13 protein-coding genes are annotated in these 17322 nt (G+C 63.9%); 8 read left to right on the forward strand and 5 right to left on the reverse strand.

Features of this window, described 5'->3' with window-relative positions; all coding sequences use genetic code 11:
* Nucleotides 1-9 precede the first annotated feature (9 nt).
* The gene (locus ACOJCM_RS02785) at nucleotides 10-774 is read left to right on the forward strand and encodes a TlyA family RNA methyltransferase (RefSeq protein WP_445210542.1); all 765 of its coding nucleotides are present in this window, start codon (nucleotides 10-12) and stop codon (nucleotides 772-774) included.
* Nucleotides 775-784: 10 nt separating this feature from the next.
* On the opposite strand, the gene mscK is transcribed toward ACOJCM_RS02785, so the two are convergent.
* A complete protein-coding gene (gene mscK / locus ACOJCM_RS02790; protein WP_445210630.1) occupies nucleotides 785-4138 on the reverse strand; it encodes a mechanosensitive channel MscK in 3354 nt (1117 codons plus the stop codon).
* A gap of 292 nt (nucleotides 4139-4430) precedes the next feature.
* Here mscK and ACOJCM_RS02795 point away from each other — a divergent pair, with 292 nt between their 5' ends.
* From ACOJCM_RS02795 to ACOJCM_RS02810, 4 genes are all read left to right on the forward strand, one after another.
* Complete coding sequence (locus tag ACOJCM_RS02795) at nucleotides 4431-5492, forward strand: phospholipase A (RefSeq protein ID WP_445210543.1); 1062 nt, start codon at nucleotides 4431-4433, stop codon at nucleotides 5490-5492.
* Nucleotides 5493-5576: 84 nt separating this feature from the next.
* Nucleotides 5577-5909, forward strand: a complete 333-nt coding sequence (locus ACOJCM_RS02800; RefSeq protein WP_445210544.1) for a DUF883 family protein — start codon at nucleotides 5577-5579, stop codon at nucleotides 5907-5909.
* Nucleotides 5909-6310 carry a phage holin family protein gene (locus ACOJCM_RS02805; RefSeq protein ID WP_445210545.1) on the forward strand — a complete coding sequence of 134 codons (402 nt, stop codon included), beginning with the start codon at nucleotides 5909-5911 and terminating at the stop codon, nucleotides 6308-6310. The genes ACOJCM_RS02800 and ACOJCM_RS02805 overlap by 1 nt, the downstream gene beginning before the upstream one ends.
* Nucleotides 6291-6605, forward strand: a complete 315-nt coding sequence (locus ACOJCM_RS02810) for a YqjK-like family protein (RefSeq protein WP_445210546.1) — start codon at nucleotides 6291-6293, stop codon at nucleotides 6603-6605. The genes ACOJCM_RS02805 and ACOJCM_RS02810 overlap by 20 nt, the downstream gene beginning before the upstream one ends.
* A 66-nt stretch (nucleotides 6606-6671) precedes the next feature.
* On the opposite strand, the gene ACOJCM_RS02815 is transcribed toward ACOJCM_RS02810, so the two are convergent.
* Complete coding sequence (locus tag ACOJCM_RS02815; protein ID WP_445210547.1) at nucleotides 6672-7325, reverse strand: hypothetical protein; 654 nt, start codon at nucleotides 7323-7325, stop codon at nucleotides 6672-6674.
* A gap of 232 nt (nucleotides 7326-7557) precedes the next feature.
* Between ACOJCM_RS02815 and ACOJCM_RS02820 the strand changes: the two genes are divergently transcribed.
* Nucleotides 7558-8526 (forward strand): YihY/virulence factor BrkB family protein, encoded by a 969-nt coding sequence (locus ACOJCM_RS02820; protein ID WP_445210548.1) that lies wholly within the window; start codon nucleotides 7558-7560, stop codon nucleotides 8524-8526.
* A gap of 10 nt (nucleotides 8527-8536) precedes the next feature.
* Here ACOJCM_RS02820 and ACOJCM_RS02825 read toward each other — a convergent pair whose 3' ends face one another.
* A complete protein-coding gene (locus tag ACOJCM_RS02825) occupies nucleotides 8537-9751 on the reverse strand; it encodes an NAD(P)/FAD-dependent oxidoreductase (RefSeq protein WP_445210549.1) in 1215 nt (404 codons plus the stop codon).
* 275 nt (nucleotides 9752-10026) lie between these two features.
* On the opposite strand from ACOJCM_RS02825, the gene ACOJCM_RS02830 reads away from it, so the two are divergent.
* Entirely contained in the window at nucleotides 10027-11151 is a 1125-nt protein-coding gene (locus ACOJCM_RS02830; RefSeq protein WP_445210550.1) for an efflux RND transporter periplasmic adaptor subunit, read from the forward strand.
* On the forward strand, nucleotides 11151-14273 hold the full coding sequence (locus ACOJCM_RS02835; RefSeq protein ID WP_445210551.1) for an efflux RND transporter permease subunit: 3123 nt from the start codon (nucleotides 11151-11153) through the stop codon (nucleotides 14271-14273). Before ACOJCM_RS02830 ends, ACOJCM_RS02835 begins: the two co-directional genes overlap by 1 nt.
* Before the next feature lie 35 nt (nucleotides 14274-14308).
* On the opposite strand, the gene ACOJCM_RS02840 is transcribed toward ACOJCM_RS02835, so the two are convergent.
* On the reverse strand, nucleotides 14309-15346 hold the full coding sequence (locus ACOJCM_RS02840; protein ID WP_445210552.1) for an SDR family oxidoreductase: 1038 nt from the start codon (nucleotides 15344-15346) through the stop codon (nucleotides 14309-14311).
* Nucleotides 15347-15474: 128 nt separating this feature from the next.
* Nucleotides 15475-17271, reverse strand: a complete 1797-nt coding sequence (locus tag ACOJCM_RS02845; protein WP_445210553.1) for a thiamine pyrophosphate-requiring protein — start codon at nucleotides 17269-17271, stop codon at nucleotides 15475-15477.
* Nucleotides 17272-17322 lie beyond the last annotated feature (51 nt).

The following is a 17322-nucleotide window of genomic DNA, read 5'->3' on the forward strand; positions in this document are numbered from 1 at the left end:
GAGACCCCCATGCCCCGTCTCGATCAACTGCTCGTCTCCCTGGGCCTGGCCCGTTCGCGCACGCGCGCTCAACGGCTGATTCGTCATGGCCGGGTCAGCCTGGCCGATACGGGGCGGATCTTGAGCAAGCCGGGCGAGAAACTGCCGGCTGAAACGAACCTGGCGGTAGCGGAGGATGCCGAGGAGCGCTATGTCTCGCGGGCCGGACTGAAACTGGAGGCGTTGGTTGAAGCGCTGAAGCTCGACCTGAAAGAGAAACTGGTGCTCGACGTGGGACAGTCCACTGGAGGTTTCAGCGATTGTGTCCTGAGCTTCGGGGCTCGCCATGTCATCGGCGTCGAGGTGGGACATGGCCAGCTCGACCCCGAGCTGCGCGGCGACCCCCGCATAACGTGTCTGGAAGGCATGAACGCACGCAGCATGGCCAGCGAGCCACGCCTGCGCGAGGCACTCATCGTTCAAGGGGTCACGGCGCCCGATCTGGCCGTGATGGATGTCTCCTTCATCTCGCAGACCCTGATCCTGCCGGAGATTGCCGCGCTGCTACGCCCCGGTGGGGAGTTGCTGAGCCTGGTGAAGCCCCAGTTCGAAGTCGGACCGGGCGGCGTCAATTCACGCGGCATCGTGACCGACCCCCGCCGCCACGCCGAAGTGGAAGCCGCAATTCGCCGCTGCTGTACCGTCCATGACCTGGCCATCGACCACTGGCAGCAGAGCCCGATCGCCGGCAGCGACGGCAACCGGGAGTTCCTGCTGCACGCCGTCAGGCAGTAAACATGCCGCCTCAGCGGCCGCCATCTCCATCGCTACCGCCATCACCGATCTCGATTTCTCCGGGATCACCACGCGTCCCCGGCGGGGGATGAAGTGGGCCCTGGCTTGGCGTCAAGCTCTGCACCTTTTTCGCCTCGCCGTCGGCACGATGCAGCCAGACATCCAACTGATTGAAGGCAATGTCGATGCCGTGCTCGGCAAACAACTCCCCCACCCGGCAATTGATTTCATCGGTGGCAAAGAGTCGGTCGCCCAGAGAGTTGACGAAGATACGCAGCTCGAAGTTGAGCGTGCTCTCGCCGTAGCTCATGAAGAAAACCTGCGGCTCGGGGTCACCCAGTACCCGCGGGTTCTCGTCCGCAACCTGGCGCAGCAGGCGATGCACCAGGCGCAGGTCCGAGCCGTAAGCCACGCCGAAGCTGAGCACTACCCGGGTGACGGTATCCGACAGCGACCAGTTGATCAGTTGGTCGGTAACGAAGGTCTTGTTGGGGATGATGATCTCCTTGCGGTCGAAGTCGGTCACCGTGGTGGCGCGGATGCGTATCTTGCTCACCGTGCCGGTGAGATTGCCCAGCGTGATGGTGTCGCCGATGCGCATGGGGCGCTCGAACAGGATGATCAGGCCCGAGACGAAGTTGGCGAAGATCTCCTGCAAGCCGAAACCCAGGCCGACGCCGAGAGCCGCCACCAGCCACTGCAGCTGGCTCCAGGCCACGCCCAGGGTGGCCAGCGCCACCACCAGCCCGGTACCGACGATGGTGTAGGAGAGCAGCGCTGAAATGGCATAGGCGCTGCCCTGCTTCAGCTCCAGCCGCGACAGCACCATGACCTCGAGCAGGCCCGGCAGATTGCGCGCCATCACCAGCGTAAGAATGAAGATCAGCAATGCGGCGAAAATGTCGGCCACCGATAGCGCACTGGTGACGAGTTCGGCCCCGACGCCTTCGCTTGCCTCCCAGATCGCCACGTCGTTGAGATAGCCCAGCACCGTGAGCAGGTCCGACCACACCAGGTAGAGTAGAAGGGCGAAGCCGATCAGCAGGATCAACTTTGAGAGACGCAGCGACTGCTGATTGATCTGCTCCATGTCCAGCGGTGGCTCTTCGACGACCTCGAGGCCGCCCTCGGCGCCTTCCTGAGCCTGGGCACGGCGCCGCATCAACGCGCGCTTGAATGCCAGTCGACGCGCCGCCACGGCCAGGCCGCGCACCACCGATGCCTCGACCAGGATCCACATCGCCAGCAGATAGAGCGTGATGACGAAACGTCCGATCAGGCTCAACGCGGTGTACTCGTAACCGGACACGATCAGCCCGACCAGCACCAGCGGCACCGCAGCCATGATCAGGCCCAGTAACAGGCGAAACAGCTTGACGCCAAAGAATGGCGTATGCGCCAGGATCAATCGAGCCAGCAGCATGCTCATGGCGACCAGGCCTGCCAGCAGCAGCGACAGCGCAATGGGCCGGGTCGTCAGGCTGATCTCGCCATCACGGGCGAGGGAGGAAATCAGCAGCACCGGCACCAGGGCCACGCCGAGCCAGCCGAGCAGCCAGCGCAGTCGCGAGACATAGCCCGAGGGCCAATAGAAGTGCTTGGTGGCCACCCCATCGCGGACCAGAAGACGACGCGACCAGGCGATGAAAGCCCAGGCCAGCGCCAGATGCAGGAAGGCCTGTCCCAGTCCCGAGGCGATACCTGCCTCGATGGCGTTGAGTGAACCCCCGATACCGGCCAACGCCAGCGGGCCGGGCAGGGCCAGCAACGCATTGAGGCCAACCGCCAGAGGCGTGTGCGCCTGGGAATCGCTGCGCAGGCGCCCGATCTGTTCGTGAATCACAGCCAGGCGACGCTGGATGCGGCGACGCAATCCCAGCAGCAACGTTGATAACAGCAAGAGCGGCAGCCCTGTCAACGCTTCGCCACCGGGTGTGCGCCAGTGCACCGGCAACACCTGACGCCATTCACCCTGCCGCCACTCGTCGACCAGGTTGGCGGGAAGATGGCGGAACCAGGCCAGATCCAGCGGCCGGGTATTGGCGATCCAGAACAGCTGCTCGTCGATGGTGGTGCGAAGCTCCAGCGAGGTTTCGAGCAGTTGCTGCTGGTTGAGCTGCAGTTCGATGGCCGCGCTCAAGAGGCTACTGTAGGTCTGCTCGAGCTGGTCCACGAGTTGCCGGCGTGAGTGGTATAGCCCCTGGAGCGAGTCGACCAACCCTTGGCTGACCTCGACACCGGCCTCCTCGAGTCGCTGGTTGGCCAGGCGCTCGCTCTGACGCAGGGCATCGCGCTGACGCACGAGGTCGAACTGGCGCAGGCGCAGGTCGGCGATCTCGTCCTGTAGATTGCGCCTGGCGTCGACCTGGGGCAGGGAGCGGCGCTGCTCTCGCAGGATGCGCGACAGCAACAGGCTGCCGCGAATGGCTTCGATCTGTTCGTTCAGGCTGCGCTGCAGCTGGCGTACATGGTCGAGCTGGCTACGAGCGGCCAGGCTTTCGCGCACCAGGCCATTGTGACGATCATTGGCGCGCAGCAGTTCCAGGCTGAGCTCGCGGTTGACCTTCTGGGCGCGCTCGAGCACCGGATGCCCGGCCTCCAGCAGCGGGTCGTCACGCGCGGCGTCGGCGATGGCCTGCTCCGAAGCCATGCGTCGCTGCCGGTCGATCACGCTCTGCAACATCGAGAGCTCGGTTTCCTGGCGCGCGATCTGTTGTGTCAGCAGATCGCGGCGCTGCTGCGCCAGCTCGCGCAGACGCGTGTTGCTGCTCAGCTCGCGTTGACGCAGCCTCAGCGTCCGCTCGGCCAGGCGCCGCTCGACCTTCAGCTGCCAGAGCCGGGGGGAATCCTCGCTGGCGCCCTGCGTCTCCAACGTATCCAGCGAACGGCGTGTACGCTCGGCGGTCTGCATGGCCTCGGCAATCGCCTGCTGGGCTCGCTCCGGCAGGGTCTGGGCAGAGAGCAACTGGGCGTTGACGTCGGCCAGGCGATCCTGCAGCTGCTGTAGCTCGAAGACGGCTTCCTGCTGGCGGTACTCCAGCTCGTCCAGGGGAATGTCGTCGAGCTCGGCTATCGAACGTGAGAGCGTCGCTTCCTCCTCCTGACTCAGCTCCCGCTCCAGGCGCAGCAACTCGGCAGGAGCTTCCTCCAGTCGCTGTTCCAGCGCAGTCAGCCGCTCCTCGACACCCTGCAGTTGCTCCAGCGCCGTCAGGGTGGCCTCGAGCGCATCGATATCGCGCTGCTCGATGTCGCTCAGGCTCACGCCCTCCTCCGGCTGCAGCTCTGCCAGGCGCGCCTCCACGGCCTGGCGATCGGGCAGCCCGTCTTCGGCCACGGCGTGGCCGCAAATGAGCCACAACAGCAGAAGGAGGAAAAACCCTACGGGAACGCGTCGGGACCACTGTCCCGGGCGGCTTAGGCAGCTAAGGTTCAGGTACGACAATTCGTTCACTCTGGCTCTCGGTTGGAGTGGCCTTCGGCCTCGCTCCGATTCTCGATGGCGACGGTTCACAAGGCAATGGGGCACGAAGGAGATTCCCCCCTTTCTTCACGTTTGGCGCTCCCTCGGGATCATCCGTACGAGAAACTTGGTTGACTTGGCTCACCGTCGTGGTAGAAACGGCGTTCATAGCCACCCTCCTCTCGGTCCTGTCACCATGATGAATCCCTGCTCCATCCCAAAGGCTCTTCTCGCCCTGATCCTGAGCGGGACCATCAGCACCGCCATGGCCCAGGAAGACCGGCTCACGCCCCAAGAGCGTGCCCTCATCGAGGCACGCATCGAGACCCTGAGCGAGGAGCTGGACACCCTGCGCAACCAGCTCGCAGCGGATCGGCTCGAACCCGAAGCCCAACGTCTGGGCCTGGACGAAATACTGACCATCGCCTCGGAGCAGGAGTTGGAGCCGGTCGAGGAGCGTCGCCAGCTGGAGCGCGAATCCATGCGCAACCCCTTCTCGATCACGGCACACCGACGCAACTATCTGCTGCCGTTGAATTATGATCGCCGCCCCAATGAAGAGGTGTTTGGCAACGTCGACCGGGATGGAACCCCCGACCGCGCCGAAGTCAAATTTCAGTTCAGCGCCAAGTTCAACCTGATCGAGCGGCTTTTCGGCGACTACGGCGGCGACCTCTATTTCGCCTATACCCAGCGCAGTTGGTGGCAAGCCTACAATGCCGACTCATCGTCGCCCTTTCGCGAAACCAACTACGAGCCCGAGTTCTTCATCGATTTCGAGAATCGCTGGTCGCTGCTGGGCTGGACCAATGTCAACAACCGCTTGAGCTTCAATCACCAATCCAACGGTCGCTCGGGCGACATGTCGCGCAGCTGGAATCGCGTCATTCTCGAGTCCTCCTTCCTCAAGAACGACTGGTTGATCAGCGTGGCCCCCCATTGGCGCGTACCGGAGTCGGCGGGCGACGACGACAACCCGGATATCGAGCGCTTCCTGGGTTATGGCGAGATCACGGTCGCCCACCGCATGGGCGACAACGAGGTGGCCGTCCAGTGGCACGGTAATCCCAGCGCGGGCAACATGGGAACACGCGTGGACTACTCCTGGCCGCTGCATGGCAACATCCGCGGACACGTGCAGTACTTCTACGGGTACGGCGACAGCATGATCGACTACGACCATCGTACCCAGCGCATCGGCATCGGCTTCAGCCTCAACCCCATCTTCTCTGGCAGCAGTTCCCTGATACCGGACTGATGGCGCCCCATGGCAAGTGGCGTTGAAGTCGCAGTATCGGCTGTTATGCTAAATGAGTCATTCACTGTCAAAGGAAAGACTGCCATGGCCTCACGCACACCGCACGTGGACGAAACCACTCGTCAGTTGAAGGAAGATCTCCAGCACCTGTCCCAGACCATCGAGGAACTGGTCAGCGCGACGGCTGACGATTCCCGCAGCAACGTCAAGGAACTGAGGGATCGCGCCGAGAAGCGGCTCAAGGAAACTCGCCAGCGCCTGGAAGCGCGCGGCGAGCGCCTCTACGGTGAGGCTCGCGACTCGATTCACCAACAGGCCGATGCCTGCGATCGCTATGTACACGACCACCCCTGGACCAGCATTGGCATCGGCGCCGTGGTCGGCGTGGTCATCGGCATGCTCATCGGGCGTCGCTGATGGCATCCGGTGAAGGACCGGTGCAACGGCTGTTTACCATCGGCAAGCGCCTGTTGGCGAACCTGATGGCCACCGGCGAGACGCGTCTGCGTCTCGCCGTACTGGAACTCGAAGAGGAGCGCGCTCGTCTTGCCACCCTGCTGCTGCTGCTGGGTTTGAGTCTGGTAATGTTGTTGCTGGGCCTGGGCATGCTTACGCTGTTGGCGGTAGTGATGTTCTGGGATACCCATCGGCTCGCTGCCATCGCCACCAGCGCCCTGGTGCTGCTGGGCGGCGGTATCGTCATAGCCCTGCTGGGCCTGCGCCAGGCCCGACGCCATACGCTGTTGAAGGAGACACTGGCCCAGCTCGCGCTGGACCGTCACCTGGTGGAGGAGCATCGTGACACGTCGCACCGCTGATCCCACGCCTTCTGCCCGACCGACGCGCGCCGAGCGCAAGGCGGAACTGTTGGCAGCGATCGAGCAGCAACGCATCGATATCCTGGTCGAAGCGGAACGCTGGCAGCACGCCTGTGCATCGCTCGGTGCGGGCTGGCAACAGCTGCGGCGCTATCGGGGGCCGGCGATCTTGCTCGGTGGGGCGATGCTGGTCGTCAGTGCCCGTCATCCCGCGTCGCTGATTCGGGTCGCCAAGCGGCTGACGACCGGGGGCCTGCTGCTCAATCGGGCTCGAAGACTACTGCAGCAGCTCTGAGCCGGCTATACCGGCTGCCTTGACCTATAGAGCCATGCCCATTGCCCGCCTGCCCCGGGTGAACCCCTATAGTTGCGCCTCGGCATGACGATGCCGCCGACGGCCGGCTCCCGGCATCCATCGCATGCAGCTCTCGCCGCTTCTCAGGCTCTTGTCGATGAAACGCCGGGTACGGCGCTGGCTTTCGCTGGTATCGGTCGACCATACCGACAACGCCCCCACGAACAGGCTGGTCAGGGCCAGCTCTTCCACCTGAGCGCGCGGGGTACCGTAGCGTGCCTCAAGCCGAGCCGCTTCGCGCAGCCACTGGACCGTGCGTGACAGGTCGAAGACCATCGGCACCCAGGTGTGGAGATGCGGCAGGTGCGCCTTGGTCTTCAGCATCTGTACCGTCACCTGTCGGTGAGCGGAGAAGGCATCGAACCAGGCCTGCAGGCAATGCTCGATGCGCACCCGCTCCGGCCAGTCGTCGAAGGTATCGGGCTTGCTGGCCAGCATGGCGCGCCAGCCACGCTGGAACCAGGCGTTGGCCACGTCGTCCATGTCGCGAAAGCGCTCCAACACCACGGTCATCGGCAGATCGAGGCTGCGGGCGACTTCGGAGAGCCGAACCGCCTGCCAGCCCCGCTCCTCGGCCTGACGTACGGCCTCGTCGACGATACGCTCGGCAAACGCAGACGCTTCGGTTTTCGAGGAGTCCTGAATCGCGATCATGGTCATGGCGGGCCTCTGCTTACGACGTGGTTCTGTCATGCAGCATAGACCGGATTGGACTGCCTCGGCGCATCACAATGCGCTTTGTCTACATGGCCGGTATGCGCCGTGCGAACACTTCACTACATAGCGTCATACTTTGCTCATTGAGGGCCCCGATCGTCTTATCTACTTTCAATTTAGAATTCGACGGGGTTCTTCTGAAACCCTGGCTGGCTTGACCTAATCGAGATCATCCATGGCAAATCGGAACGTAGCAGCGGCCCAACGTGGTCGACAGGCAGTTCGACCCAGCGAGATTCCAAAAGCCGGCTGGAAAGACATCCTCAAGCGTACCAAGGAGGAGATGAGGCGCGATCACGTATCGACCCTGGCCGCAGGGGTTGCGTTCTATCTCCTGCTGGCCATGGTTCCTGCCATAGTGGCGACGATTTCGATATGGGCCCTGCTGTTCGACCCACAGCAGATCAATCAGCAAATCGCGAATATCAGCCATCTCCTTCCCCAGGAAGCCGCCGACCTCGTTCAAAGCCAGGCGGAAGAGGCCAGCCGGGACGCAGGTGCCGGTATCAGCCTGGCGGCCATCGGTGGTGTACTGTTGGCGATTTACAGCGCCTCTCGAGGCGTCGACGTTTTCATGGAAGGCTTGAATATCGTCTACGAAGAGGAAGAGAGCCGGGGTTTCATCAAAAGAACCGCTATCAAGCTGGTGTTGACGCTAGGCCTTATCATCATGACCCTCGTGACCCTTGGCACCATCACCGCTATTCCGGCCATTGTCGAGATGATGGGACTGCCCGATCTCATCGGTACCCTGGTGAACCTGGCACGCTGGCCCCTCTTGATGCTGGTTACCATGTTGGCTATCACCGTTCTGTACCGATACGCCCCCGACCGCGATGAGCCCCGCTGGCAGTGGATCAGCCCCGGTTCTGTCATGGCCGTCCTGCTATGGATTGCAGGGTCGATCGGTTTTTCCCTTTATGTCAGCAATTTCGGGAGTTACAACGAAACCTACGGTTCATTGGGCGCCGTCATCATTTTGCTGATGTGGTTCTGGCTTTCCGCGTTCATCGTACTCATGGGGGCGGAACTGAACAGCGAAATGGAACATCAGACAAAGCAGGACACGACGGCTGGAGACCCTAACCCCATGGGCCAGCGAGACGCACACGTGGCGGATACCGTAGGCAAAGGCAGGCAATGAGCCAACGACGCTAGAGCGCGCTGCCGCACGCCACACCGGACGCCCATGCCCACTGGAAGTTGTGTCCGCCGAGCTCGCCGGTGACATCGAGCACCTCGCCGATGAAGCGCAACTGAGGCAGCCCTGCGACACTGAAGTCACGCGACGAGATCGAACGGGTATCGACCCCGCCCTGTGTTACCTCAGCGGTGCGCCAGCCCTCGGTACCGGCCGGCTTCAGGCGCCATTGGCCAAGACGCGAACACCATGTCTCGATTCGCGCATTGGAGAACTCGGCCAGGATGGGATCCTCGCCATGCCACTCGGTCAGCGCCTGGGCCAGGCGTCGCGGGAGCCGATCGCCAAGCCAGGTCGTGAGCTGGCGGCGCGGTGTCGCCTGGCGTGCCTCGGCAAGTGCCGCAGCAAGATCCAGCCCGGGGAAAAGATCGATTTCGAGTTCGTCGCCGGGTTGCCAGTAGCTGGAGATCTGAAGCATGCCCGGGCCGGACAGGCCGCGGTGGGTGAACAGCATCGGTTCACAGTAGCGCCGCTCGGGACCCGGTCCCAACCGCCGGCCGTCGCGCACGGCACTGACGGCCACATCGCAGGCCACCCCAGCCAGATCAGCCGCTCTCGCCTTCCATTGGGAAGTCAGGGTAAAAGGCACCAGCGCCGGGCGTGTCTCGGTCACTTCCAGGCCGAACTGCCGGGCAACCTCGTAGCCGAACCCGCTCGCCCCCATGGTGGGAATCGAGAGCCCACCGGTGGCAATCACCACGGTACCGGCCTCGATACGACCTGACGAGGTATCGAGCCGCATGCCTTCGCCAAGCCGCTCGATACGTTCGACTGCAGTATTCAGGCGCAGCTCGACTCCGGCCCACTCGCATTCGGTCAGCAACACGCCAAGCAGCTCCTTGGCGGAATGCGCACAGAAAAGCTGTCCCGGGGCCTTCTCCACGTAATCGACGCCGTGGCGTTCCACCAGCTCGACGAAATGCTCCGGGCGGTAGCGCTTCAACGCGGAAATACAGAAGTGCGGATTTGACGAGAAGAAGTTGGCCGGCCCCGTTGCCAGGTTGGTGAAATTGCAACGCCCTCCTCCGGACATCAGGATCTTCTTGCCGGGCTTGTTGGCGTGATCGAGCACCAACACGCGCCGCCCGGCATAGCCCGCCGTGAGGGCGCACATCAGACCGGCGGCCCCTGCACCGATGATCACGACATCGATTTTTGATGACGGCATGACGATTCCGATGGCGAAAAGGGGAGGAATTCTAGCAGAACCTGCCCTTATCCCGCCAAGAACGCGACGGCTTCGGTTTATCCGGCGATCCCTCGGATGGTCGACTGACACGACAAGGCGCTTCTTGTACACTTATTCCACAAGAAAATGGAATTTGTAGAGCCAATGTTGCGCATTTGTTGACACATTGGCACCGGTTAATATGGGTAGCCTGATAAGCAAAGCGTCCAGGGATGCGACGTCTCTCGCGACTACTGTCCCTAACAAGAGCTCTCATGATGACATCGCGCCCCCTCTCCCTTGCGTCATCACGCTGGCTGGTGCCGCTGATCGGCCGGCTATGCCTTTGCATCAGCCTGTGCCTCGCTTTCGCCCTGCCCGTCGTGGCCCAGGATCGCCCAGCCGTGATCGGCGCCCGTGCCATCGAGCAGGCCTGGTCCGATCCGCTGGAGGCGCTCGGCACGCTGCGCGCCGACGAGAGCGTGACGCTATCGGCCACAGTGACCGAGATCGTCGCCGAGCTGAACTTCCGCGATGGCGAGGTGGTGGAAGCCGGCCAGCTCCTCGTCCGGCTGGAGGATGGCGAGGAGCAGGCCCAGCTGCGCGCCGCCCAGGCACTGCGCGACGAACGCCGCAGCGCCGTGGAGCGCTTGACCCAGCTGCAGAGCCGCAACATGGCGCCACGCGCCGATGTGGAAGACAGCCAGGCGCGGCTGCGCCAGGTGCAGGCGGAGATCCAGGCGCTGGAGGCACGTCTGACCAACTACCGGGTACGGGCACCCTTCGACGGGCGTGTCGGTTTTCGCAACATCAGCGTGGGCAGCTTGGTCACGCCGGGCACCGAGCTCGTGACCCTCGACAAACTCGACCTCATGAAGCTCGATTTCAGCGTGCCGGAGTCGTACCTGTCGATTCTGGAGCCGGGTCTGCCCCTCTCCGCTCGAAGCGCCGCCTTTCCCGACGAGGCATTCGAAGGCGAGGTGAGCAGTGTCGGCTCACGGGTCGACCCGGTGAGCCGCAGCATCACAGTGCGTGCCGAGCTGGAGAATCCCGATCTGAGCCTGCGCCCCGGCATGCTCATGGAGGTCGTGCTGCAGCGCAGCCCGCGCCAGGCAGTGGTGGTGCCCGAAGCGGTGCTGATCCCCAGCGGCGACAAGCAGTTCGTGCTGGTGATCGACGAGGCCGATGACAATCGCCTGGTGCGTCGTCAGGTGAAGGTCGGCGAGAGACGTACCGGCCAGGCAGAGATCCTGGAGGGGCTGGCCGACGGCGAGCTGGTGGTGAGCCACGGTCTGCAGCGCGCCCACGAAGGCGATCGCGTGCAGCTTCTGGGCATCGCCGATGACAGCACCTCGATCCGGGAGATCCTCGAGGCCCAGCGCAGCGGGGACGACGCCTGATGCGGCTATCCGACCTCTCCGTACAGCGACCGGTGCTCGCCATCGTACTGGCGCTGCTGATCGTCGCCTTCGGCTTGTTGGCCTTGCAGCGGCTGCCCTTGCAGGAGTATCCCTCCATCGACCCGCCGGTGGTCAGCATCGAGACGCGTTATCCCGGCGCCTCGGCCAGCGTGGTGGAAACCCGCATCACCCAAGTGCTGGAGGACCGTATTGCCGGGGTCGAAGGGATCGAACTGATCACCTCGACCAGCGAGGACGGCCAATCGCGCATCAACATCGAGTTCCGCCTCGACATGGATATCGACGCGGCGGCCAACGACGTCCGCGACCGCATTTCCGGCGCCCTGCGCAACCTGCCCGACGAGGCGGACCCACCGGAAGTCCAGAAGGCCGACTCGAGTGAGGAAGTGGTGCTGTGGCTATCGCTTTCCGGCGCCGGCTACACCATTCCCGAACTGACCGACTATGCGGAGCGCTACCTGGTGGATGGCTTTTCCGTGCAGCCCGGGGTGGCCCGCGTGCGAGTGGGAGGCGGGCGCGAGTACGCCATGCGCGTGTGGATCGACCGCAACGCCCTGGCGGCGCGCAATCTCACCGTCGGCGACGTGGAGAGTGCGCTGCGTGCCGAGAACGTCGAGCTGCCGGCCGGCTCCATCGAGTCGCGCGATCGACAGTTCGTGGTGCGGCTGCCACGCGCCTTCGCCGAGCCGGACGACTTCGCACGCCTGGCCCTGGCCCGGGGTGACGACGGCTACCTGGTACGGCTTGGCGATGTGGCACGTGTGGAGATCGGCTCGGTGGAGGATCGCTCGATCTTTCGTGCCAACGGCGTGCCAATGGTGGGGCTGGGGATCATGAAGCAATCCACGGCCAACGTGCTGGAGGTCTCGCAGGGTGTCCAGGCCGAGCTCGAGCGGGTACAGGAGAGCCTGCCCGATGGCATGACACTGAGCCTCAACTACGACGCTTCGGTGTTCGTCTCGGGCGCCATCCAGCAGGTTGTGCTCACCTTGTTCATTGCCCTGGGACTGGTGGTGGTGGTGATCTTCATGTTCCTGGGTAATCTGCGCACCACGCTGATACCCGCAATCACGGTGCCGATTGCCCTTGTTGGCGCCTTCATGGCCCTGGCGCTGATGGGCTTTTCGATCAACCTCCTCACCCTGCTCGCCCTGGTACTCGCCATCGGTCTGATCGTCGACGACGCCATCGTGGTGTTGGAGAACATTCACCGGCGCATGCACGACTACGGCGAGACCCCGTTGGTCGCTGCCTTCCGCGGCACTCGCCAGATCGCCTTCGCGGTCATCGCCACGACCCTGGTGCTGATCGCCGTGTTCGTGCCGCTGGGCTTCCTGCAGGGCAATATCGGCCGGCTGTTCTCCGAATTCGCCTTGACCATGGCCGCTGCCGTGGCCATCTCCAGCGTGTTGGCACTGTCACTGACACCGATGATGGCCTCGAAGATTCTCAAGCCGACCATGCACGACAGCCGCCTCGCCCACGGCGTGCAGTGGCTGCTGGAATTCTCCCAGCGCGTCTACCGTACGCTGTTGACCGCGGTGCTCAAGGCACGCCTGGTCGTGCTGGCACTCTTCGTCGGGTTGATCGTCGCCACCGCCTGGCTGGCCGAGCGCCTGCCCAGCGAGTACACCCCGCAGGAGGATCGCGGCAGCTTTATCATCTTGGTCAACGGGCCGGAAGGGGCCACCTTCGACTACATCATGGATTACATGGATGAGATCGAAACCCGCCTCGAGTCGCTGCTCGATAGCGGTGAACTGGAGAGGGTGGTGGTTCGGGCGCCGCGCGGCTTCGGCAACATCGAGAACTTCAATAACGGTTTCGCCATCATCAGCATGGCCGACTGGGGCCAACGCCGCGATGCCTGGTCGATCATGAACGAGGTACGCGAAGAACTGGCCGGCCTTCCCGGCGTGCAAGCCTTCCCGGTGATGCGCCAAGGCTTCGGCCAGCGCATCAGCAAGCCCGTGGAGTTCGTACTGGGCGGCGGTACCTACGAGGAACTGGCCGAGTGGCGCGACCGCCTGATGGAACACATCCGCGAAGACAATCCCCGGCTCATCGGTCTGGACAGCAATTACAAGGAGACCCAGCCGCAACTGAGGGTGGAGATCGACTATGCACGTGCCGCCGACCTGGGTGTCACCGTCTCGGAGATAGGCCGCACTCTGGAAGTGATGCTGGGGGGACGCAACGTGACCCGTTACCTGGAAAACGGCCAGGAATACGACGTCATTGTCGAGGGCGACCGCGCCAACCAGACAAGCCCGCGTGCCCTGGACAACATTCAGGTGCGCTCGGCGCGTACCGGAGAGTTGATTCCGCTGGCCAGCCTGGTGAGCTTCACCGATGCGGCAGGAGCCAGCACGCTCAACCGCTTCAACCGGCTGCGCGCCATCACCATCGAGGCCAACCTGGCCGATAATTACTCGCTGGGTGAAGCCCTGGAATATCTGGAAAACGCTGCCGCCGAGGTGCTGCCGGGCCAGGCGCAGACCGACGTCAGCGGTGCCTCGCGCGACTTCCGACAGGCCAGCGGCTCCACAACCTACCTGCTCGTACTCGGTGGCCTGGTGGTGTTCCTGGTGCTGGCGGCCCAGTTCGAGAGCTTCATCCACCCCTTCGTTATCATGCTCACCGTGCCGCTGGCCATGAGCGGCGCCATGCTCGGGCTATTCATTACCGGGCAGTCGCTCAACATCTACAGTCAGGTGGGGCTTGTGATGCTGATCGGACTCGCCTCGAAGAACGGCATCTTGATCGTGGAGTTCGCAAACCAGCTGCGCGATGAGGGGCTGGCCTTTCGCGACGCCCTGCTCGATGCCTCGGTGACGCGTCTGCGGCCGATCCTGATGACCGCCGTAACCACCATGGCAGGCGCTATCCCCCTGATCGTCTCCACCGGGGCCGGCGCCGAATCGCGCATGGTGATCGGCACCGTGATCCTCGCCGGGGTGGCCGCTGCTACGCTCTTCACGCTGTTCGTGGTGCCGGTGGCCTATGACCTGCTGGCGCGCCACACCGGCTCGCCCGGCGACGTCCGACGGCGCCTGGAGGCGGAAATGGCCGAGCCCGCGCCTCGCTCGACGAGGCGTTGAGCTGACAAGCCATGTCGTGGCGGGCGCTCTTCGGCTCACGACCTGCGCTGGTCCGCCACGTGATGTCGTGTTCGCTGCGAGTGACGGGTCGCGCACCAAGCCATCCCGGCCAACAGCAGCGAGCCGGCGATCAAACCAACCTGATCGCGATGCGTCGTCAGCCAGAATTGTCCGCTCTGATGTTTCGACTCGCGCCCGAAGCGGCCACGAGCCCCCATGTCGCCCTTGACCGGCTGCCACAGGTTATCGGGGCGATCGGGGCCTTCCCATTCAGCTGTCTGCTGTCCGTCGACGGCAGAGCGCGCCAGCCACCGATCCATGAACGCGGGAAGTAGACGGTTGGCCCAGATCGTGACAGCAGTCGACGAACCGACATGGAGCTCGCGCCGACGCTGATGCGCGGCCCAGTAGACGGCTCGTGCCCCCACCTCGGGCTGAAACACGGGGGCCATGGGGCGGGCGCGCCGGGGCAAGTGATTGCGACACCAGTCGAACTGGGGCGTGTTGAGCGCCGGCATTTCGACCTGGGTGACATGGACGGCGCTGCCCTCGTGCATCAGTTCACAGCGCAGCGCCTCGGTCATTCCCTTGATGGCGTGCTTGGCGCCGCAGTAGGCGCTTTGCAGCGGTATCGAGCGATGGGCCAGGGCCGAGCCGACCTGTACGATGGTGCCGCGGTTGCGCGGGCGCATGCGCTTGAGCGCTGCCATCGTGCCATGCACGTAGCCCAGGTAGGTTACCTCGGTGACGCGACGAAACTCGTCCGGACTCATTTCGTGCAATGGCGAGAACACGGTGGTCATGACACCGTTGACCCAGATATCGATGGGACCAAGTTCGGCTTCGATGCGCTCGGCGGCACGTTCGACCTGGGTCGCATCGGCTACGTCGACACTCATCGTCACGGCGCGTGCTCCGAGGGCCTCGATCTCGCTCCTCACGGCCTCCAGCCGGTCCGGACTGCGCGAGATCAATCCCAGTGCAGCTCCATGACGAGCGAATTCACGCGCGACGGCACGCCCCAGCCCGGCGCCCGCGCCGGTCACGACGACCACTTCCTGTCGGTCTTGCATGTGCACCTCCTTTGCCTTGCCTGCCTCGGCATTCGCTGAGTATCGTCTGGCCCGGCTGCTAACCCCAAGCCGCCAAACCCGTCCACGGCCAGGGCACCGTCTACGGCCCCGACCACTCGTGGTCCCCCTCAATGCCGGCGTACCTTGGGCACGAACTCCCGCGCGAACTGCTTGAACGACGCCTTGACGATACCCAGCGCATCCGGGTCGCCATGCATCAACGCCGACATGTAGGCCTGGGCCTGTTCACGTTTGATGTGCGGCGGAATCGGTGGCACGTCGGGGTCGGAGACGACTTCCAGCACCACGGGGCGATCGGCGCTCAGCGCCCGATCCCAGGCACCGGCCAGTGCGTCCGGCTCGGTGACCCGTATGCCCCTCAAGCCGATCAGCTCGGCATACTCGGCATAAGGGAAATCGGGCAGATCCTGCGACGCTTCGTACTTGGGGTCGCCCTCCATGACGCGCATCTCCCACGTCACCTGGTTGAGGTCCCGGTTGTTGAGCACCATGACCACGAGCCGCGGGTCACTCCAGCGCTGCCAGTACTTGGCGACGGTGATCAGCTCCGCACTACCGTTCATCTGCATGGCCCCGTCACCGACCAAAGCGATGGCGACACGTTCCGGATAGGCGAACTTGGCGGCAATGGCATAAGGCACACCGTTGCCCATGGTCGCCAGACCGCCGGATAGCGACGCCATCATGCCGCGGCGGAGCTTGAGGTCACGGGCGTACCAGTTGGCCGCCGACCCGGAATCGCTGGTCAGGATGCAGTTATCCGGCAGGCGGGGAGAAAGCTCCCAGAAGGCACGCTGGGGATTAATTGGCTCGGCCTCGGCCATGGCGCGCTCTTCGAGGACGTCCCACCACTGCGCAACGCTGCTCTCGATGTGCTCGCGCCAGGAGCGATCGCGCTTCTCCTCCAGCAGCGGCAACAGCGCCTGCAGCGTGCCTGCGCTGTCACCGACCAGATTCACTTCCATCGGATAGCGGATGCTGAGCATGCGCGGGTCGATATCAATCTGTACCCCGCGCGCCTGTCCCTCCTCGGGAAGGAATTCGGAGTAAGGGAACCCCGAGCCGATCATCAACAGCGTGTCGCAGTTGCTCATCAACTCCCAGCTCGCATTGGTGCCCAACAGGCCGATCGAGCCGGTGACGAAAGGCAGGTCGTCGGGCAGCGCCGCACGCCCGAGCAGTGCTTTGGCCACACCGGCGCCGAGTCGCTCGGCGACTTGAATCACCTCGTCGGTCGCGCCGAGCGCACCGGCACCCACCAGGATCGCCACACGTTCGCCCTCGTTGAGCACGGCGGCGGCCCGACGCAACTCCTCCTCGTGGGGCACTACGCGCGGACGCGCATAGCCGACCCCGGAGTGGATCGTGCCATGGGCATGCGGCGGCGTTTCCACTACCGGCTGCGTCTGCAGGTCGTTGGGCACGATGATGGCGGTCACGGTGCGTTCCGAGAGGGCGATACGGACCGCCCGGTCGATCAAATGACGGACCTGAGCGGGGCTGGTCGCCATGTGGACGAATTCGTGAGCGACATCCTTGAACAGCGAGACGAGATCCACCTCCTGTTGATACTCGCCACCCATGGCAGCCCGCGCCTGCTGACCGACGATAGCGACGACAGGCTGGTGATCCTTCTTGGCGTCGTAGAGTCCATTGAGCAGGTGGATGGCGCCCGGTCCCGAAGTGGCGGTGCACACCCCCACTTCCCCGGTGAACTTGGCATGGGCACAGGCCATGAGCGCCGCCATCTCCTCGTGACGTGTCTGGATGAACTCGAAGTGATCGTCGGCCCGATTCAGGGCTCCCATGATGCCGTTGCTGCCATCACCCGGATAGCCGTAGATGCGCTTGACGCCCCATTCCCCCAGGCGCCTGATGATGAAATCGCCGACTTGTTCGCTCATGCTTGGCTCTCCCTTAGCATCTCAGTGCTCGGATGACATACCCCAAGCACA

This window comes from Billgrantia hypersalina (genome assembly GCF_052584175.1).